The 19,156-nt window shown below is 72.4% G+C and carries 13 protein-coding genes and 1 pseudogene; 4 read left to right on the top strand and 10 right to left on the bottom strand.

The genetic code is table 11. The features are described 5' to 3' along the window. Window positions 1–134 precede the first annotated feature (134 nt). Both AB0950_RS30265 and AB0950_RS30260 read right to left on the bottom strand, forming a co-directional pair. On the bottom strand, window positions 135–1,763 hold the full coding sequence (locus AB0950_RS30265) for an LCP family protein (RefSeq protein ID WP_366779849.1): 1,629 nt from the start codon (window positions 1,761–1,763) through the stop codon (window positions 135–137). A 649-nt stretch (window positions 1,764–2,412) separates the two neighbouring features. Next, window positions 2,413–3,741, bottom strand: a complete 1,329-nt coding sequence (locus AB0950_RS30260; protein ID WP_366779848.1) for an LCP family protein — start codon at window positions 3,739–3,741, stop codon at window positions 2,413–2,415. A gap of 119 nt (window positions 3,742–3,860) precedes the next feature. Here AB0950_RS30260 and AB0950_RS30255 point away from each other — a divergent pair, with 119 nt between their 5' ends. Further along, window positions 3,861–4,421 carry an acyl-CoA thioesterase gene (locus AB0950_RS30255; RefSeq protein ID WP_361990128.1) on the top strand — a complete coding sequence of 187 codons (561 nt, stop codon included), beginning with the start codon at window positions 3,861–3,863 and terminating at the stop codon, window positions 4,419–4,421. A gap of 18 nt (window positions 4,422–4,439) precedes the next feature. Here the strand turns inward: AB0950_RS30255 and AB0950_RS30250 are convergent, their stop codons facing one another. Continuing rightward, window positions 4,440–5,813 carry an LCP family protein gene (locus AB0950_RS30250; protein WP_360574686.1) on the bottom strand — a complete coding sequence of 458 codons (1,374 nt, stop codon included), beginning with the start codon at window positions 5,811–5,813 and terminating at the stop codon, window positions 4,440–4,442. A 248-nt stretch (window positions 5,814–6,061) separates the two neighbouring features. On the opposite strand from AB0950_RS30250, the gene AB0950_RS30245 reads away from it, so the two are divergent. Next, complete coding sequence (locus tag AB0950_RS30245; protein ID WP_360162250.1) at window positions 6,062–7,084, top strand: glycosyltransferase family 2 protein; 1,023 nt, start codon at window positions 6,062–6,064, stop codon at window positions 7,082–7,084. A gap of 143 nt (window positions 7,085–7,227) precedes the next feature. On the opposite strand, the gene AB0950_RS30240 is transcribed toward AB0950_RS30245, so the two are convergent. From AB0950_RS30240 to AB0950_RS30230, 3 genes are all read right to left on the bottom strand, one after another. After that, a complete protein-coding gene (locus AB0950_RS30240; protein ID WP_360574684.1) occupies window positions 7,228–8,979 on the bottom strand; it encodes an LCP family protein in 1,752 nt (583 codons plus the stop codon). Between the two features lie 230 nt (window positions 8,980–9,209). Continuing rightward, window positions 9,210–10,400 carry an LCP family protein gene (locus AB0950_RS30235; RefSeq protein ID WP_366779847.1) on the bottom strand — a complete coding sequence of 397 codons (1,191 nt, stop codon included), beginning with the start codon at window positions 10,398–10,400 and terminating at the stop codon, window positions 9,210–9,212. A 137-nt stretch (window positions 10,401–10,537) separates the two neighbouring features. Continuing rightward, on the bottom strand, window positions 10,538–11,293 hold the full coding sequence (locus AB0950_RS30230; RefSeq protein WP_366779846.1) for a TIGR03089 family protein: 756 nt from the start codon (window positions 11,291–11,293) through the stop codon (window positions 10,538–10,540). 138 nt (window positions 11,294–11,431) lie between these two features. Between AB0950_RS30230 and AB0950_RS30225 the strand changes: the two are divergent. Beyond that, window positions 11,432–12,822 (top strand): annotated as a pseudogene (locus tag AB0950_RS30225) (peptidoglycan recognition protein). Between the two features lie 185 nt (window positions 12,823–13,007). Then, complete coding sequence (locus tag AB0950_RS30220; RefSeq protein ID WP_360574682.1) at window positions 13,008–14,090, top strand: NDP-sugar synthase; 1,083 nt, start codon at window positions 13,008–13,010, stop codon at window positions 14,088–14,090. 499 nt (window positions 14,091–14,589) lie between these two features. Here AB0950_RS30220 and AB0950_RS30215 read toward each other — a convergent pair whose 3' ends face one another. From AB0950_RS30215 to AB0950_RS30200, 4 genes are all read right to left on the bottom strand, one after another. After that, entirely contained in the window at window positions 14,590–15,612 is a 1,023-nt protein-coding gene (locus AB0950_RS30215; protein ID WP_366779845.1) for a DNA-3-methyladenine glycosylase 2 family protein, read from the bottom strand. A gap of 94 nt (window positions 15,613–15,706) precedes the next feature. After that, the gene (locus AB0950_RS30210) at window positions 15,707–17,032 is read right to left on the bottom strand and encodes a coenzyme F420-0:L-glutamate ligase (protein WP_366779908.1); all 1,326 of its coding nucleotides are present in this window, start codon (window positions 17,030–17,032) and stop codon (window positions 15,707–15,709) included. Between the two features lie 146 nt (window positions 17,033–17,178). Further along, a complete protein-coding gene (cofD, locus tag AB0950_RS30205; protein ID WP_366779844.1) occupies window positions 17,179–18,138 on the bottom strand; it encodes a 2-phospho-L-lactate transferase in 960 nt (319 codons plus the stop codon). A 34-nt stretch (window positions 18,139–18,172) separates the two neighbouring features. Beyond that, on the bottom strand, window positions 18,173–18,667 hold the full coding sequence (locus AB0950_RS30200; RefSeq protein WP_366779843.1) for a cysteine dioxygenase family protein: 495 nt from the start codon (window positions 18,665–18,667) through the stop codon (window positions 18,173–18,175). Between the last annotated feature and the right edge of the window lie 489 nt (window positions 18,668–19,156).

Genomic DNA, 19,156 nt, shown 5'->3' with positions numbered 1-19,156 from the left:
CCCGGGGCACCCGCAGCGCGAGTGCCCCGGGGGGTCACGCCGGCAGGCCCACGACCGAGCCCGCGAGCGGGGCGGGCAGCACGGTCATGGCCAAGGCCCCTCGTGGTGTGCACGGCGCGGTCACCGTGCTCCGCTCACCAGGTGAAGCCCTTCTGGACCTCCATGCACGCGTCCTTCTTGTCGCCGTTGAGCGCGGCCGACGAGGAGGGCGCCTTCGTCGGCCCGGTGGGTGGCTTGTACGCGGTGCCGGTGCGCCAGTCGGAGCCCACGATCAGCGTGACGCCGGAGACGTCGGTCGACTTGTGCACCTGCTTCAGCGGGATCCCGAGCGCCTTGGCCACCGCCTGGGCGTCGCCTTCCAGGTCCGCGCTGGGAAACAGGACGGTGGTCTTCGTCTCCGACGCCGCCGTGGTGTCCGCCGCGGCCTGGGCGAACCCCTTGCCCTGCAGTACCTGGACGACCGCGCTCGCCCGCTGCTGCGCCGGAGGCTGTCCGTCCCCCGCGGTGCCGTTGCGCACCTGCACCGCGATCTTGTCGTCCGGGTCCGCGGGGGTCTTCGCCTTCTCCTCGGTCTTGTGCTTCGAGCCACGTCCGTCCAGCGGCATGTCGTCGCGGACCATGGAGACGAGCTGGTCGGCGTCCTCGGGCGCGGGCACGAGCCGGTTCCGGTCCCGCGACCACTGCACGGTCGGCAGCGTCGTCATCGTGATCCGCTTGGTGGGGACCTTCTTGAACTCCTCGGACAGGCCGTAGAGCTTCGCGATCGTCCCCAGGCCCTCGTCGACCTTGAGGGCCTTCGTCGCGGTCTCCGCCAGGCTGCGCATCGCGCCGGGGTTGGTCAGGGTCGCGTTCTTGCGCAACTGGCGCACCATCGCGCTCATGTACATGTGCTGGGCGTGGGTACGGCCGAGGTCGGTGCCGTCCTCGAAGCCGTAGCGGGTCCGCAGCCACTGCAGGGCCTGCTGTCCCTTGACGTACGTCGTCCCCGCCTTCAGTTTCAGGCCCGAGCCGTGCCCGTCGGAGGTGTGCGACCAGACGTTCTGCTTGACGCAGACGGGGACGCCGCCGATGGCGTCCGCCATGTCCACCACGCCGGAGAAGTCGACCATCATGAAGTGGTCGATGTGAATCCTGGTGAGCTTCTGCCAGGTGGCGACCGTGCAACCGGGGCCGCCGCGGGCCAGCGACTCGTTCGCCATGGCCAGGGAGAGGGCCGGGTAGACCTGGCCGTTGTGCGGGTCGGTGCACTTGGGGATGGGGATCATCGTGTCGCGGGGCAGGCTGACGACGGACATGTTGGTGCGGTCGGCCGACACGTGCACCAGCATCTGCACGTCCGCGAGCCCGGCGCGGCCCACCTCCTGCTTGGCTCCGCCGAGCGCGAGGTCCTTGGCGCTGTTCCGGCTGTCCGAGCCGATCAGCAGCACGTTCAGCGGTGTCTGGCCGGCGGCGTTCGGAGTCGCCCCGGGCACGTCGGAGTCGCCCAGGTTCAGCTTGTCCTTCTGGATGTTGGCATTGAGGTGCTGGTAGTACAGGTAACCCGCCCCGGCGGAGCCGAGTATGACGACCGCCAGGGTCAACGCCGACCAGCGCAGTATCCGGCGCTTGGGCTTCGGCGACTCCGGCTCCGTGCGGCGTCTGTGACCGCCGCTGCTCCGCCGTCGGCCGCCCCGCCCGTCCCGGGGCTCGTCCTCCGCGCTGGGTCCGCCGGCGCGCCGAGCGCGCGGCACCGCCCCCTCCTGGTCCACGCTGCTGTGTGCCATCTCCTGCCTTCCCGCCCTCGGCACCCTTACACCGCGGCTTTGTTGCGCGCCCGCCGCCGGTGGGGAGGCGTACGCGCCTTTGTCGTTGTCTGCCGGCCGTGCCGCGGTGACCGGGCACCGGCCGGGGCGCGGGGCCGGCCCCGCGCCCCGCGCCGTGGGCTGCCGTGCTTCCGCGTTCAGTTAGACGCGGAAGGAAGCCCGGACGTCACAAGGCCCGTACGACTTCGTCGGCCGCCGGCTCCGGCGCGCCGGTTCGGCGCGTTCGCCGAAGGGGTGAGCGGCACGCCCGCGTCCGCTCCGTGCAAAGGTGCCTCAGTGATGGGTCCGAGGGGCCGATGCCGTTCCCCCGCCCACGGCCTTGCGTGTTCATGTCGCTTCGTCCTCCGTCGGGGCCGCGCGACGAGTCGCCCCCAAGGCCCTCGGTACAGTGGGTCGAACGGTGCACGACGCCTCGGCAGTTCCGCACCGGACCGCACACACTATCCGCACAGTTCAGCGCCTGTTCACGGCGATGACAAACCCCACGTTCGTACAACCGGTCGACTGATGCCGGTATGCGCGGAATGGTCGTCGCACCTTGATCCGCGCTTTACTCTGCCGGGGGAAAGCGGACTCCGGAGGGTGGGCCGTGGACGGGACGTCCGGCCGCCTAGGTGCCGGAGACGGTGACCTTCTGGTCGTTGTTCAGCTCGTTCACCAGGGTCTTGACCTTCGCCTTGTCCCAGACCAGGTTGCCGCCGACGGAGCCGGAGATCGGCATGTTCATCGACGTGCCGTCACCGCCCTGCACGCCCTTCATCGCCCAGAACATCGAGGCCAGGTCCCACAGCGACATGTCCTTGTCGACGATCAGGGAGTCCAGGCCCGCGCCCATGGTGGGGTAGAGCTTGAACGGGTTGAGGACCGTGGACGGGGTGGCCACCTGGTGCGCGAGGGCCGACAGGAACTTCTGCTGGTTCTTGGTGCGCTGCAGGTCGGAGGCGGCGAACGCGTGCCGGGTGCGGACGAAGGCGAGGGCCTGCGCGCCGTTCAGCTTCTGCTTGCCGGCCTTGAAGTCGGCGCCCGAGTAGGAGTCCTTGAAGCCCTTGTCGATGTCGATGGTGACACCGCCGACGGCGTCCACGATGCTGGCGAAGCCCTGGAAGCCGATCTCCACGTAGTGGTCGATGTGCAGCCCGGTGTTGGCCTCGATCGTGCGGACCAGCAGCGTCGGGCCGTCCTCGGCGTAGGTCGCGTTGAGCTTCGCGTGCCGTCCCTGCGCCGGGTAGACCTTCCCGGAGGTCGAGCCCTTGTACGACGGGACGACGACGTCCGAGTCACGCGGCAGCGATATCAGCGTGTCGCCGTTGTCACCGACGTGCAGGATCATCATCGAGTCCGTGCGCTTGCCCTCGGCGCCGCCGGTGTGCAGCTTCTTCTCGTCCGCCTTGGACATGCCCTCACGGCTGTCCGAGCCGACGATCAGGTAGTTCGTGCCCGAGCCGGACGCCGGCCGGTCGATGACCTTGGACAGGTCGACCTCGCGGCGCAGCTTGGAGTCGGCCCAGAAGTAGGTCGCGACGGAGGTGACGACCACCACGGTCGCCAGCGTGATCGCGGTCCACTTGATCCGGCGCCGCCAGTTCGGGCGCGGCCGGTACCGGTCCGCCTGCGGGTCCGGGTCGTTGTCGTTCGGCACGAAGCCGCCGCCGCGCCGCCCGCCGCCGTACACCTGCCCGGTGTTGTAGCCGCTGTCGTAACCGGTGCCGTCGCCGTATCCCTGGCCGTCGACGTACGACGGCTGCTGCGGGACACCGGCGGCCCCGTACGGCGGCGCCGCCGGGCCGGGGTCGCCGTAGGAGCGCTGGCCGGGCGGTACCGCCGGGCCGCGCCGCACCTGACGCATCGCGCGGGCGCCCTCCGGCTGTGCGCCGGCACTGCCGCGTCCGTAGCGCGGGCCGCGGTTGTCGTCGGACCATTGCTCGGGCCAGTCATTCATGCGCCCCAGTGTGCAGGGCGCCGGTGTGAGGCGTACAAGGGCTGTCGGAAAATCACAGCGGCGCTGTTGCGAAGCCGACACAAATTCCGCGATTGTCGCTTCGGCATAAGGTGGAGGGCATGACAGACCAGGCCACGGACGCGGAACGGGACATGGAACCGGACATCCCGGGCAAGCCGACGTCCGCCTCGCGCACCACTCTCAGCCACATCATGACCCACAGCGACACCAACCTGCTGGGCACGGTGCACGGCGGCGTGATCATGAAGCTGGTCGACGACGCGGCCGGCGCCGTGGCCGGCCGGCACTCCGGCGGTCCGGCGGTCACCGCGTCCATGGACGAGATGGTCTTCCTTGAGCCGGTGCGCGTCGGTGACCTGGTCCATGTGAAGGCGCAGGTGAACTGGACCGGGCGGACCTCCATGGAGGTCGGCGTGCGGGTCCTCGCCGAGCGCTGGAACGAGTCGACCCCGCCCACCCAGGTCGGCTCGGCCTATCTGGTCTTCGCCGCCGTCGACGCCGACGGCAAGCCGCGCCGGGTGCCGCCGGTGATCCCGGAGACAGACCGCGACCGCCGCCGCTACCAGGAGGCCCAGATCCGCCGCACCCACCGCCTGGCCCGCCGCCGCGCCATCCGCGAGCTGCGCGAGAAGCGGGCGGCGGAGGGCTTCGACGACTAGCCGGGCGCCCCTCGTGGGCTAGGCGCCGGCGCAGGTCACCTCGTTGCCCCGCACGGCCGCCTGCTGCGGCTGGGCGGGGTCCTCGAAGCGCACCTTGCGCACGTCCTTGAAGTCGGCGCCCGCGGTCACCTTCAGCAGCGGCCCCTGGCCCGGTACGGCGCGCAGCTGGGCGCCCGGGAGGGCGGTGGCCAGGGCGCGGGCGGAGCGGTCCCAGCGGGGGTCGTAGGAGATCACCGTGTGCGGCACATGGGCGGGGGCGGTCACCGGCCGGTGGGTGGCGGCGAAGCCGGCCGCCGCGAGGGCGGCGTCGACGCGCTTGGCGAGCCCCATCGTGCCGGTGCCGTTCGCCACCTGGACCTGGATCTGCCGCGGGTCCACCTCGACCGGCGCCGGACGCTGCACGGGGTGCGCGGGCGGCGGCGCGGTGAGCGGCTTGTCGTCGCGCAGGGCCGCGAACAGCTGGGCCGCCTTGCCCTGGTCCCACTTGAGGGTCGAGCCGATGCCCTTGACGGCGTAGTTCATCTGCCCGATGGGCACGGTGGTGAACTCGGAGGAGGACGGCGAGAAGTCCCGCATGGCGCGGCCGAGGTCGAGCAGCTCGTCGGTGCCGAAGCCCTCGTCGGCGCGGACCGAGCCGAGCACCGCCCGGATCACGTCCCGGAACCGCATCGGGTTCAGCAGCACCCCGGAGGAGGTGGCCCGCTCGATCAGCGCGGCCAGGAACCGCTGCTGCCGCCGCATCCGGCCCAGGTCGCTGGTGGCGTCGACGTGCCGGGCCCGCACGTACTGCAGGGCCTGCCCGCCGTTGAGGGTGTGCGTGCCGGGGGAGAGGTCGAGCCCGCTGTAGGCGTCCTTCAGCGGGGCCGTCGTACAGACGCTCACCCCGCCGAGGACGTCCACGGTCTTCATGAAGCTGGTGAAGTCGACCTCCAGATAGTGGTCGATCTTCAGATGGGTCATGCTCTCGACCGTGCGGACGGTCAGCTGGGGGCCGCCCTCGGAGTAGGCCGCGTTCAGCCTGATGGGGTGCGCCGGGTGCTGTCTGCGGGTGGCCGGGTCGGTGCTCGCGGGCGCCTCGGCGTAGGAGTCGCGCGGCAGGCTCACCACGGTGGCCCGGTCCCGGTTCTCCGAGACGTGCACGATCATCATCGTGTCGGTGCAGTGGCAGGGCGCCCCGCCCAGCCGGTACCGCCGCCGCTCCTGCTCGCTGATCTTGTCCCGGCCGTCGGTGCCGACCAGCAGGATGTTCATGCCGTGGCCCGCTTGCGGCCGGTTCTTCATGTCCTTGAAGGCGTCGACCCGGGCGATCCCCGCGTCCAGGCTGCTGATCACCGCGTGCCCGATCCCGGCCGAGGCGAGCACCACGACCGACAGCGTGCTCACCGCGCGCATGGCCCAGCGGGGCCGCCGGGGCGGCCGTACGGACCGCACCGGCCGCTCGGGCGGGCGCGGCACACGGTGGGGCGGCTGCGGTCGGCGCGGACGCGCGGGGGACCGGGGCGGGCTGGCCAAGGGGGACACCTCCGGACGACGCCGTACGTGGGATCCGTGAGCACGGTAGGCCGATACGATCTCCAGCCCGGCCCTTGGCCCCGGCGGCGCGCACCGGTGTCCCCCGTTCGCGGTAACGTGATCCCCCTATGAACGCCAAGCCCGACGTGCGGCATCCCGCTGTTTCCGTGATCATGCCCGTCCTCAACGAGGAGCGGCATCTGCGCGGGGCCGTCCAAGCGATCCTCGCGCAGGAGTACGCCGGCGAGATGGAGGTCGTGATCGCCCTCGGTCCGTCCACGGACCGCACGGACGAGATCGCGGCTCAGCTCGTGGCGGAAGACGCGCGCGTGCACACCGTCCCCAACCCGACCGGCCGCACGCCCGCGGCGCTGAACGCGGCGATCAAGGCCTCCCGGCACCCGATCGTGGTCCGCGTCGACGGCCACGGCATGCTCTCGCCGAACTACATCGCGACCGCCGTGCGGCTGCTGGAGGAGACCGGCGCGCAGAACGTCGGCGGCATCATGCACGCCGAGGGCGAGAACGACTGGGAGCGCGCGGTCGCCGCCGCGATGACCTCGAAGATCGGCGTCGGCAACGCGGCCTTCCACACCGGCGGCGAGGCCGGGCCCGCCGAGACGGTCTACCTCGGCGTCTTCCGCCGCGAGGCCCTGGAGCAGCAGGGCGGCTACAACGAGGAGTTCATCCGCGCCCAGGACTGGGAGCTGAACTTCCGGATCCGGGAAGCGGGCGGGCTGATCTGGTTCTCGCCGGAGCTGAAGGTGTCGTACCGGCCGCGGCCGAGCGTGCGGGCGCTGGCCAAGCAGTACAAGGACTACGGCCGCTGGCGGCACGTCGTGGCCCGCTACCACTCGGGCTCCATCAACCTGCGCTACCTCGCCCCGCCGACGGCGGTGTGCGCGATAGCGGCCGGGATCGTGGCCGGCGCGGCGCTCACCCCGTGGGCCTTCCTCGTCCCCGGCGGCTATCTGGCGGCGATCGTCGCGGGCTCGCTCCCGGCGGGCCGGGGCCTGCCGCCGAAGGCCCGGCTGCAGATCCCGGTGGCCCTGGCCACCATGCACATGTCCTGGGGCTGGGGCTTTCTGACCAGCCCGCGGTCGCTGGCGAAGAGGGTGATCGCGTCGCGGCGGCCGGCGGTGCGCGCCTGACACCCCCACGCGGTCGAAGGGCCGCTCCCCAGACTGGGGAGCGGCCCTTTCACCGTCCGTACTCGCGCACCGCAGTGTCCGCCCTTCCCGCCGACACATGAGCAGCTGTCACATGGTGTTCCCTCACCTGACGGCGATCGGGCTCAGCTGGCGCACTTCACCTTGTCCGCCGTGGACTTGTCGACCGCCGGCGCCTTCGTCGGAGCGGTGAGGGAGACCCCTGCGCCCTTGAAGTCCTTGCCCAGGGTCAGCGTCATCGCGGGCAGCCCCTGGGAGTTGGTCACGCTCTTGCCGGGCTTGAGCGCCGAGCCGGGCAGACCCATGAGATGGGCCAGCTCCCGGGCCTGGGCCGCCTGGTCGGGCGCGTACTCCAGCGTGGTCCTGCTCAGCTGCGCCGGCGCGTTGCCCGCGTTCTCCGACTTCAGCACGCCCTCCTGGTTCTGCAGCCAGTCCAGGGTCTCCTGCGCGCTGCCGGCGACGGCGCCGCCGTTGAGGATCCGCACCCGCACGTCGGAGGGCGCGGACCTGCTGCCCTTCAGCCGCGCGGCCTGCGCGTCCTTCTCCGCCTTCTGCTTCTTCTTCACCTCGGTGAAGGAGACGTCGTTGTTGATCGCGTCGAAGACCTGCGGGGCCAGCGCCGGGTCGACGATCACCGTCTTGTGGACGGCGCCGTCCGCCGGGTTGTCCTTCACCGGCACGGTGACGAAGGTGATGTTCTTCGTCGGCACCTTCTTCAGCTCCAGCGCGATGTCCTTGAGCGTGGACACCGAGCCGATGCCCTTGTCGACGGTCAGCGCCTTCGTGGCGGCCTCGGCGAGGCCCAGCAGCTTCTTCGGGTTGGTGAGCGTGTCGCTGGAGGACATCTTCCGCATCAGCGAGGCCATGAACTGCTGCTGCACCTTGATCCGGTCCAGGTCGCCCTGGTTGCCCCAGCTGTGCCGGGTCCGCACGAAGGCCAGGGCCTGCTCGCCCTCGATCTTGTGCTTGCCGGCGGACAGGTGCAGGTGCGAGTCCTTGTCGTCGACGGCGTGGGCGAGGCACACGTCCACGCCGTCGACCGCCGTCGTCAGCGTCTTCACGGCGTTGAAGTCCACCATCATGAAGTGGTCCGGCTGGATGCCGGTGACCTCCTTCACCGTGCGCATGGTGCAGCCCGGGTCCCGGCCGTCCTGACCCAGGCTGGTGTTGAAGCGCACGTTCTGCGAACCGGGGATGATCCTCGTCGAGTCGTCGGCCTGCTTGGTCGGGCAGTCCGGCACGTTCACGATCAGGTCGCGCGGGATGCTGAGCGCGGTCGCGTTCGAGCGGTCCTTGGCGACGTGCAGCAGGATGTTGGTGTCGGCGTGCCCGACGCTGCCCTTGTCGCCGTAGCCCGTGTTGCCCTTGCCGGTGCGCTTGTCGGTGCCGATGATCAGGATGTTGAACGCGCCGTCCTTGCTGAAGCCGTTCTTGGCGGCGCCCTCGACGTCCGTCGTGGTGACGTTGCCCTCGAGGTGCTTGAGGTACAGATAGCCGGCGGTGCCGACGGCGACCAGTACGAACGCCGTGCCGCCGGCCGTCCACGCCAGCGCCCTCTTCACCTTCGACTTCTTCTTCACCGGACGCCGGGCCGCCCGCCTGCCCTGCGGGGTCTCCGGCTCGCCGCCCCGGCGCCGGGACGGCCGCGGCGGGGGTACGTCGCCGCCGCGCCCCGGTCGCGTCCCGTCGGGCGCCGTGCCGGTACGGCGGGGCGGTGCGCCGGCGTCCGCCCGGGCGGCCGGTCTGCGGGGGCCGGGGACCGGTGACTGCGTTGCGGAAGGGCTCAGTCGCAGTTCGTATTCGCCGGTGTCCGGATTGAGCACCCACTGGTCTGCGGGGTCGATGTCGTCCGCCCGCCCACGGCCTTGCGCGTCCACGGTTGTCCGAATCCTCCGTCGGGAACGCGGCGCCTTCCCCCTCAAAGGCGCTCGGGTCTCGGTGAAACAGTGCACGACCCCAGGACGGACCTCGCGGCCGGATGCACCGGATCGCTCACACTATCCGCCCAGTTCAGCGTCCAGCGACGCCGGTGACAAATTCCGCATGCCTACACCTGGGCAATCCGGCTCATTTTCCTGGACGCACGTCCGGTGTTTCACCGTGCGGATCACGCGCACGTGCGTTCGGCGGCCGTGTTCCCGCGGAACGTCGGTGTGGGGGAGGGGGAACGTCCGGCTGCCGGGCTGCCGCCCTTCCCGTCCGTCTCCGCGGCCTGCTTCGGCGCCCGCGGGACCACCGCCACGGGCTGGTCCGCGCGCAGCCGGCCGAACAGCTTCTGCGCCTGCGGCTCCACGAGTTGGTCACGGTTGGCGTCGTAGACGTACGACTCCCTCGGCACGGTCAGGAACTGCACCCGTTCGACGGGGATGTCGCGCAGCCCGCGCACCAGTTGGTACATGCCGCGCAGACTCGCCAGCGCCGGATCGGTGGTCAGCGAGGAGGTCGCCGCGTCCAGCACCGGATACAGCTTCGCCGGGTTCAGCAGCACGTCGTTGCTCTGCATCTTGTTCACCAGCGCGGCGAGGAACCGCTGCTGGCGTTCCATCCGTTCGGTGTCGCTGCCGTCGCCGACCGACTTGCGGGCCCGCACGTAGCCGAGCGCCTGCTCCCCGTCGAGCGTGACCTTGCCCGCGGGCAGTTTCAGCAGGGCCGCCTTGTCGTCCATGGGCTCCTTCAGGCACACCTGCACCCCGTCGACGGCGTCGACCATCTCCTTGAACCCGCTGAAGTCCACGACCACGTGATGGTCCATCCGAATGCCCGTCAGCTTCTCGACGGTCCGGATCGTGCACGCCGAACCGCCCACCTGGAAGGCGTGGTTGAACATGGCGAACACCGGCCGGCTGCGGCTGCCGTCCTTCTGCAGGCAGCCGGGGATGTCCACCATCAGGTCCCTGGGCAGCGACACGGCGGTGGCGCTGCGCCGGTTGGCGGCCAGATGCAGCACGATCGTCGTGTCCGACCGCTCGCTGCCCAGATCCCGCCCGTACGCGCTGTTGCCGGTCCCGGCCCGGGTGTCCGACCCGATCAGCAGGATGTTCTGCGCGCCCCGCACCAGCTCGGTGGGCCGCTCCCGTTCGTACCGCTCCAGTTCGCGGGCGGCCGCGTCATCGGCGGTGATGTTGTCGCTGAGCCTGGCGTACACCGCCCAGCCGCCCGCGGCGCCCGCCACGACCAGCGTGGCCAGCCCGAGCGCCGCCCCCCGCGCCCACCGCCGGCGGCGCCGCCGCACCAGCCCGTCGCCGGTGGCCGAGGCCCCCACACCGGGACCGAGGGCCTTGCCTGCGCTGTCGGCCACGGCCGGGGCACCCCCTTGAGGCGTACGAGCGTCGCGTCCTGCTCTTACGACCATGGCGGGGGTGTGGGCCGACAGCGCCTTCAGCTACTCCGACCGGGGGAACCGCGCGTCCTCGGGGTACCGGGGTACGGGCCCCGTCAGCGGCGCACCGACGTGACCCGCTCGCTCTCGATCCGCTGGGCGAGGGCCTCCTCACCGAGCCGGTCCAGATGCCGGCAGAGCACCACGGACCCCCCGACGGCCAGCGGCGACAGCAGTCCGGCGCCGACCCCCTCCCAGGTGTCGTACGGCAGCCCCGACAGCAACCTCGATCCGGGCCCCGTCAGATCGAGCGACGGCGCGTCCGCGAGCGCCCGCTCCACGACCTCGGCCCCGCTGAACTCGGCCCCGGCGACGATCAGCGCGGGCTCCTCGGGGTCCACCGGGGCGAAGGGCACGAACCGGTCCCCCTGACCCGGCACCTCCACGGCGTAGTCCAGGAAGCCCTCCGGGCTCTCCGGGAACCGCCCGCCCAGCGGCCGCAGCGCCAGCGCCACCCGCTCCCCCCGGCAGGTCCGCGCCGCCTCCAGCGCGTCCGGCCCGCTGACGACGACGTCCGCGGCCGCCGGGTCCCCGCCGAGGTCCGCCACCGCGCCCACCGACGAACAGGCCAGCAGCCACACGGCCGTCTGCCAGTGCGCGGGCAGCAGCAGCGCCACCCGGTCACCGGGCCCGGCGGACAGGTCGCCCTGGAGGAGGTTCGCGGTCTTGGCCACCCAGTTGGCGAAGGTGGCCACGGACAGTTCGACGCGTTCGCCCGTGGCGTCGTCGTAGAAGGTCACCAGCGGGCGGCCGGGGTCCGCGGCGAGCGCGGAAGCCAGCAGGTCGGCAGGGGTGCGATCGGTGGCGTTCACCCGGGACAGGGTACGCGCGGACGAGCGCGGGGCGCGGCGGGACCACCGGTACGGCACAGCGGCTCCCGACACCCCGTCAGTTCGCCGCGCTACCGCCCTGTTGCACATTTTTGTACGACTATGTCCAAGATCATCGCCATGCGTGGATTCCCGACTTCGACCACCGGCGCCCCGTCGATCGCCGTGTCCTCGATCGGCGTCGCCTGCGCCGCGGCCCTCGCGGCCGCGCTGCTGACCCTGCCCGCGAGCGCCGCACCCGCCCGGACCGCGCAGCCCGGCGCCTGGGGCGGCACCCGCTCGCTGCCCCTCGTCCCCCTCTCCCGCGAACGCGCCCGCGGCACCGCCCCGGAGCAGGGCCTGTTCCGGCGGGCGGTGAGCGCTTCTCGCTGGTCGGGGTCGTCTGGGACGATCCGGACGCCGAACTGCACGGCCGGGTCCAGGTGCGGACCCGGTCGGCGCGGACGGGGCGGTGGTCCGGCTGGCAGGACGTCGGCACCCACAACGCCGACCACGGCCCCGACCCGGGCACGGCGGAACGGGACACACGCCGGGCGCGGGGCGCGACCGCGCCGCTGTGGGTGGGCGACTCGGACGGCGTGGACATCCGCGTGCGCGCGGCGGGTGCGGGTGGCACCGGCCGGGGTGACACGGGTGCGCGGGGCGGTCGTACGGCCGTACCGGATCCCCCGCGGCCTCCGTTGCCCGCCGGACTGCACCTGGAGCTGGTCGACCCCGGCGAGGCGCCGCCGCCCGAGGGCGGCCCGGCCGACGCGCCCGGCACCGGGCCGCACTCGGAGGCGGCGCGCGCGTCGTCGGTCGCCAACACCGACATCGCCGCCTTCGGCGCCACACGGATCCCGGAGCTGGACAAGGCGGCGACCGAGCGCGAACTCGCCCGCCTGCAGGGGCCGTCGCGGGGGAAGCCGTACATCGGGCCGCGCCCGGCGATCGTCACGCGCCTCGGCTGGGGCGCCGACGAGTCACTGCGCGAACCCGGGTTCGTCTACACGAAGAAGCTCAAGGCGGTCTTCGTGCACCACACCTCTTCGGGTGACGACTACACCTGCGCCGAGGCCCCCTCCGTCATCCGCAGTATCCAGCGCTACCACGTCGAGAGCATGGGCTGGCGGGACATCGGCTACAACTTCCTCGTCGACAAGTGCGGAACCCTCTACGAGGGCCGGGCCGGCGGTGTGGCGAAGGCGGTCCTCGGCGCGCACACCGCCGGCTTCAACAGCAGCATGGGCATCGCCGTGATCGGCAGCTACGGCGCGACCAAGCCGCCCGGCGCCGTGGTGACGGCGCTCGCCCGGCTCGTCGCGTGGAAGTCCGGGCTCTACGGCGCCGACCCGCGCGGCACGACATATCTCACGTCGGGCGGTGGCAACCTCTACCCGAAAGGTAAGAAGGTACGACTGAACGTGATCTCCGGCCATCGGGACGGGTTCGCCACCGACTGCCCCGGCGCGTCGCTTTACGCCGAGCTCGGTGCGGCCCGTTCCGGCGCGGCGCGCTACCAGGGGCGCTGAGTGGGCCGGGATGCTCGTCCGGTGCCGTCGTCGGGGGCTCGCCGCACTCACACCGTTCTCTCACCGATCTCGTGGGAAACCGCGTGGTTGTCACGGATGCCGCCGCTACGGTCTGCATACACTGACCGGCCGAAACGAGTGAAACGAGTAGTTCGGCCGGTCCCGGCAGGAAGCAGAGACGACAGGTGACAGAAGCGATCCTCCTGGTCGGCGGCAAAGGCACCCGGCTGCGTCCGCTCACGGTGCACACGCCCAAGCCCATGGTCCCGGCCGCCGGGGTGCCGTTCCTCACGCACCAGCTGGCGCGCGCCAAAGCCGCCGGCGTGGACCACATCGTCCTCGCCACCAGCTATCTGGCCGAGGTGTTCGAGCCGTACTTCGGCGACGGCTCCTCCCTGGGGCTGCACATCGAGTACGTGACGGAGGAGGAACCCCTCGGCACGGGCGGTGCCATCCGCAACGTCGCCTCGCGTCTGCACTCCGGGCCCGACGACCCGGTGCTGATCTTCAACGGCGACATCCTCACGGGCCTGGACATCAGGGCGCTGGTGGACACGCACGAGAGCGCGGGCGCGGACGTGTCGCTGCACCTCACCAAGGTCACGGACCCTCGTGCCTACGGTCTCGTCCCCACGGACGAGACCGGCCGCGTCCTCGCCTTCCTGGAGAAGCCGCAGACACCGGAGGAGATCGTCACCGACCAGATCAACGCGGGGGCGTACGTCTTCCGCCGCTCGGTGATCGACACGATCCCGCTGGGCCGGCCGGTCTCGGTGGAACGCGAGACGTTCCCCGGCCTGCTCGCGGCGGGCGCCCACCTCCAGGGCATGGTCGACTCCACGTACTGGCTGGACCTGGGCACCCCCGCGGCCTTCGTCCGGGGCTCGGCGGACCTGGTGCTGGGCCGCGCCCCGTCCCCGGCCGTCCCCGGCCGCTGCGGCGACCGGCTGATCCTTCCCACGGCCACGGTGGCGCCGGACGCCAAGCTGACCGGCGGCACGGTGGTCGGCGAGGGCGCGTTCGTGGCCGAGGGCGCGCGGGTCTTCGGCTCCACGATCCTGCCGGGCGCGGTCATCGAGCCCGGCGCCGTCATCACCGACTCCCTCATCGGCACGAGGGCCCGCGTCGGCGAACGCACCGTCCTCACCGGCACGGTCATCGGCGACGGCGCGGTCATCGGCGCCGACAACGAACTCCGCGAGGGCGTCCGAGTCTGGTGCGACGCCCACATCCCATCAGGCGCGGTCCGCTTTTCATCGGATCAGTAGCCAGAGGCCCCCTGGGGGCCGCCGCCCCAGTAGCCACAGGGCCCCGGGACGCCGCCTAGACGGGGGCTGCGCCCCGGGCCCCCACGTACAGGGGGACGCGTCCGCCGGCCCTTCACCGCCGGTGCGTCGTGGCCGTTCGCGCAGTTCCCCGCGCCCCTTCGGGGCGCCGTAGCTGCGGGCAGTCGTGCCGCTGGGACGGCGCCCCACCCATCAGCGGCGAGACGGCGCAGGGCGTACCCCGTAGCTGCGGGCAGTCGTGCCTCCCCCAGTGCCTTAAGGGCCTGGGGGGACCCCCAGGCGGCACGGGTGGGCGGTGGGGGTCCCCCCGCTCGAGCGAAGCCGAGAGTGGGGGAGGCACCCCGCGAGCGCGGTGAGCGAAACACCGTGTGGGGCAGGGCAGCACCGGGCTCCCTGTGAGCGTGGGCCGGCGAGACACCGTGTGGGGCAACTGCAGCACCGGGAAACAACAACAGCCGAAACGCCGTAGGCACCCGCACTCTCACAGCAACCCGATGTCCACCCGAGGCATCTTCGGCGCCCGCCGGCCCGGAGCCAGCCCGCTCAACAGGATCAACCGGACCGCCCGATGCCGCTGCCCGGCATACGGCTCCAGCAACCGCAGCATCACCTCGTCGTCGGCATCCCGGTCCCCCGCGAGCGCCCACCCCACGATCCCCGGCAGATGCAGGTCCCCGACCGTCACCGCATCCGCCGCCCCATGACTGCGCTGCACGACCTCCGCCGACGTCCACGGCCCCACCCCCGGCACGACCTCCAGCCGCGCCCGCGCCTCGGCCGCCGGCATCCCCACCGCCTGCTCCAGCCGCGCAGCGACCCGCACGGCCCGCAGAATCGTCGAGGCCCGCTTGTCGTCGACCCCGGCCCGATGCCACTCCCAGGACGGGATCAACGCCCAGGTCCGCGGCGCCGGCATGACGAACATCGGCCGCTCGGACGCCCCCGCGGGCCCCGGCGCGGGCTCCCCGAACCGCCGTACCAGCAACCGCCACGCCCGATACGCCTCGTCGGTCGTGACCTTCTGCTCCAGCACCGACGGGATCAAGGACTCCAGCACCAGCCCGGTCCGGGTGAGCCGCAGCCCCGGCCGCCGGTGCCGCGCCAGCGCCACCACCCGGTGCCGGGGCACGAACGCCTCCGGCTCGTCGGCCGCGCCGAGCCACTCGGGCAACCGGTCCAGCAGCCACTCCGCCCCCGGCCCCCAGGCCTCGCCGAGCACCTCACCGCCGTACGCCCGCACCCGCAGCGTGCCCGGCCCGGCGGGCGTGCGGCAGGCCCGCCACACGGATCCGTCGGCGGTCGCCCGGAACGTGGGGTCGGCGGGCCCGCGCCGCAGCGGCCCGAGCACCAGCCCGAGATCGAGCGGCCCGACCGGCGCCCACCGCCGCACCCGCGCCGGCGCCGAGGCCTGCCGCGGTATCCCGGCGGCGGCGCCCGCGGGCACGCCGGTCTGTCCGCCGCGCACGGTCGTACGCGTGGGGCGCTGAGCGAAACGTCCTGCCACGAAGGGATCCTGGGGGTCTTGGGGGAGCCGGTGCCGCCGGCGCCGTCCCTACGAGACTAGGCGCTCACGGGAGAGCGGGTGGCTCGAACTCAACTCACCGCACCTCGACGAACGCCGCCGCGTCCCGCTCCGGCCGCGGTCTCGGCTCCTCGGCCGGATGCCCGACCGCCACCGCGCCCATGGGATCCCACTCCGCGGGCAGCGCCAGCACCTCGCGCACCACGTCCCGGCAGAACATCGTGGACGACACCCACGCCGAGCCCAGCCGCTCCCCGGCCAGCGCGACCAGCAGGTTCTGCACCCCGGCGCCCATCGCGACGACGAACATCTCCCGCTCGGCGCCGTCCCGCCGCGCGTCCCCGTAGTGGTGCGAGCCGTCCATGACGAGGCACGGCACGATCAGATACGGCGCGCCCCGCAGCACGTCACCGCGCCGCACCCGCTTCGCGATGGACTCCTCGCTCTTGCCGTCCCGGCGCAGGTCGGCGATCCAGGCCTCCCGCATCGCGTCCAGCAGCCGTGTCCGGGACTCCTCCGACTCCAGCAGCACGAACCGCCAGGGCGTGGTGTGGTGCGGGGCGGGCGCGGTGACCGCCGCGGCCACCGCGCGCCGTATCGCGCCGGGGTCGACGGGCTCGTCGGTGAACGCCCGCACCGTACGCCGCTGGGTCACCGCCTCCCGGACCGCCTCGGAGGTGCCGAGGCGGAACATGTCGTCCCGCGCGGTCCGCAGCAGCGCCCGCGCGCCCTCGCCGTCCTCGGGGGCCACTGCGTGGGGCAGGCCGCGCACCACGGCGACGGGCCGTCCGGCCGCCTTGCCCTTCACCAGGTCGCCCGCGGCGGCCAGTTCGTCCGCCGTGGCGACGACGGTCGCGCTCAGCGGATTGCCGTGCGCATCCGTGCCGCCGCGCAGGTCGTCCAGCACGCGTACCCCGGCCGCGCCGATCGCCACGTCCGTGAGCCCCGCGCGCCAGGGCCGTCCGAAGGTGTCGGTGACGAGCACGCCCACGTCGACGCCGAGGGCCGCGCGCAGGCCGTCGCGGATCTCGCGCGCGGACGCGTCCGGATCCTCCGGCAGCAACAGCACCGTCCCGGCGGGGGTGTTGGAGGCGTCGACCCCGGCGGCGGCCATGACCAGGCCCTGCCGGTTCTCCACGATGCGCAGCGCGCCGCGCCGGGCGACGACCCGGACGGTCTCGGCGTCGATGGCCGCCTCCCGGTCGGCCGCCCGTACGATCCGCCCCTCCGCCTTGGAGACGATCTTGGAGGTGACGAGCAGCACGTCCCCGTCGGCCAGCCCCGGCTCGGCGGCGGCGATCAGCTTGGCGAGATCGTCCCCGGCCCGCACCTCGGGAATCCCCTCCAGCGCCCAGACCCGGAACCCGCCGCCCTCACCTGACCCCGGCCCGGACGCCCCCACGACGGCCGTCCCCGCGCCGGGCCCCGCGATATCCGGCGCCTCCCGGCCGACCGTCGCCGCTCCCGAGCCGGCCGCCTCCGAGCCGGCAACGGCGCCCGTCCCGCCGGCCCCCGCCACTTCGGCGTCCGCGCCGGAAGCCACCGTACTCACGCTCCCCGCACCTCCTCGGCCAGTGCCAGGGCCTCCCGTGCCATCCGGGCGGCCGCGTCGACGTCGGTCATCATCAGCGGTACGGCCCGGCAGCGGATGCCGTCCGCCTCGACCTGCTCGACCGCGGCCGCGTCCACGGTGTCGACCAGCCAGCCGTCCAGCAGTCCGGAGCCGTAGTGCTCGGCGACCGCGGCGGCCGTGGACTCCACGCCGATCGCGGCGAGCACCTTGTCGGCCATGCCGCGCACCGGCGCGTCCCCGACGATGGGGGACAGGCCGATCACGGGCACGCCCGCGTCCGCGATGGCCTCCCGGACGCCGGGCACGGCGAGGATGGTGCCGATGGACACGACCGGGTTGGACGGAGGGAAGAGGATGACGTCCGCCTCGGCGATGGCCTCCAGCACGCCGGGCGCCGGCTTGGCCTGCTCGGCGCCCACCGGGACCACGGCCTCGGCGGGGACACAGGCCCGCAGCCGTACCCAGTACTCCTGGAAATGGACCGCCCTGCGCTCGCCGTCGACCTCGACGGCCACGTGCGTCTCCACGCGGTCGTCGGTCATCGGGATCAGCTTCACGCCCGGCTTCCAGCGGTCGCACAGCGCCTCGGTGACGGCGCTGAGGGGATAGCCCGCGCCGAGCATCTGCGTGCGCACGATGTGCGTGGCGAAGTCCCGGTCGCCGAGGCCGAACCAGTCCGGCCCGACCCCGTAGGCCGCCAGCTCCTCCTTCAGGTGGAAGGTCTCGTCGTCCCGCCCCCAGCCCTGTTCCTCGTTGATGCCGCCGCCCAGCGTGTACATCACCGTGTCCAGGTCCGGGCAGACCTTCAGCCCGAAGAGGTGGATGTCGTCGCCGGTGTTGCCGATCACCGTGACGTCCGCGTCCGGCGCGGCCTGCTTCAGGCCGCGCAGGAACCGGGCACCACCGATGCCGCCTGCCAGAACCACAATGCGCATGACCCCAAGTCTTGCAGGCGGCTACGACAACGCGTCAGGCAGTCACCGGACGAGCCTCGCAGTGCGGGGCCGTGTGCATCGGCATCGCGGTCAGGCCCGGGTGGTACACGTGCAGGCTGACCGCGGGTTCCAGGGCGTCGTTGACGACCTCGTGGACGTACCCCGGCGCGAACACCCGCTGCGCGCCTGACGCCAACGCGCGCGTGGCGCGTTCGGTGCGCTCGGTGAGGGTGCCCTCCAGGACGGTGAGGACTCCGGAGGAGCGGCCGTGGTCGTGCAGCCCGCTGCCCTGCCCCGGCACCCAGGACAGCAGCCACACCTCGTATCCGGGTCCGCTGCGCAGCCGGTGGTACCAGCGGGTGGTCGCGTCGTAGCGGACGAGGTGGGCCCACTGGGAGCGGTCGGCGGCGATGGAGCGGGCGAGCCCGACGAACTCGGCCACGGTCGCCGGGTGCTCGCGCGGCGGCTGGAGCAGGTGCGGGACCTCGAGGATGTCGCCGGCGATCTGGAGGTCGTTGTCGCTGTTCATGGGGGGTGCCTGGTTCCTCGGTACAAGAGGGTCGGAGGGAACGGGCGCCGGGTCCGGGACGACTCGGCGTACAGCTGGAGCGGGTACGGCTCAACAGCTGGAACAGCGACAACAGCTACAGCGGCACTGGGCAGCACCGATGGACCCGGCGGTGCGGGTCGAGGTGAGTGCCGAGTGCGCGAGCATGCCCACTAGGACACCGGTTCACACCTGAGCTGTCAACTTCGGGGCCGCCATGTGGGACAGGTTTCACCTCATCCGGTTCATCCGGCAGGCGAAAGGTTTGTTCATCGGGAACCCGGGACACATGGCGCACAACCGAGCGTTCAAGCCTCGTGCAACGCGATCGAACGCGGGGACGTCTTTCTTCGTACAGAGGTCTGTACGAGGTTCGGCCGCCCTCCCGGGCCTCGCCTGCGTGTCAAGGTATATGGCGATTTGAACACTTTCCGCACGGCCTTGGTTCCGCAGAGTGAATAACGGGCCCAA

Origin of the sequence: Streptomyces sp. NPDC007189 (genome assembly GCF_040703635.1) — a bacterium.
Lineage (GTDB): Bacteria > Actinomycetota > Actinomycetes > Streptomycetales > Streptomycetaceae > Streptomyces.
The sequence above is the reverse complement of the archived record's forward strand: the minus strand, read 5'-3'. Positions and strand labels throughout refer to the sequence as shown.

Coding starts and splice junctions, on each gene's coding strand:
- AB0950_RS30245 (WP_360162250.1), top strand. CDS start 6,062: ATGAACGCCAAGCCCGACGTGCGGCATCCCGCTGTTTCCGTGATCATG.
- AB0950_RS30265 (WP_366779849.1), bottom strand. CDS start 1,763: ATGGCACACAGCAGCGTGGACCAGGAGGGGGCGGTGCCGCGCGCTCGG.
- AB0950_RS30250 (WP_360574686.1), bottom strand. CDS start 5,813: ATGCGCGCGGTGAGCACGCTGTCGGTCGTGGTGCTCGCCTCGGCCGGG.
- cofD (WP_366779844.1), bottom strand. CDS start 18,138: ATGCGCATTGTGGTTCTGGCAGGCGGCATCGGTGGTGCCCGGTTCCTG.
- AB0950_RS30255 (WP_361990128.1), top strand. CDS start 3,861: ATGACAGACCAGGCCACGGACGCGGAACGGGACATGGAACCGGACATC.
- AB0950_RS30200 (WP_366779843.1), bottom strand. CDS start 18,667: ATGAACAGCGACAACGACCTCCAGATCGCCGGCGACATCCTCGAGGTC.
- AB0950_RS30260 (WP_366779848.1), bottom strand. CDS start 3,741: ATGAATGACTGGCCCGAGCAATGGTCCGACGACAACCGCGGCCCGCGC.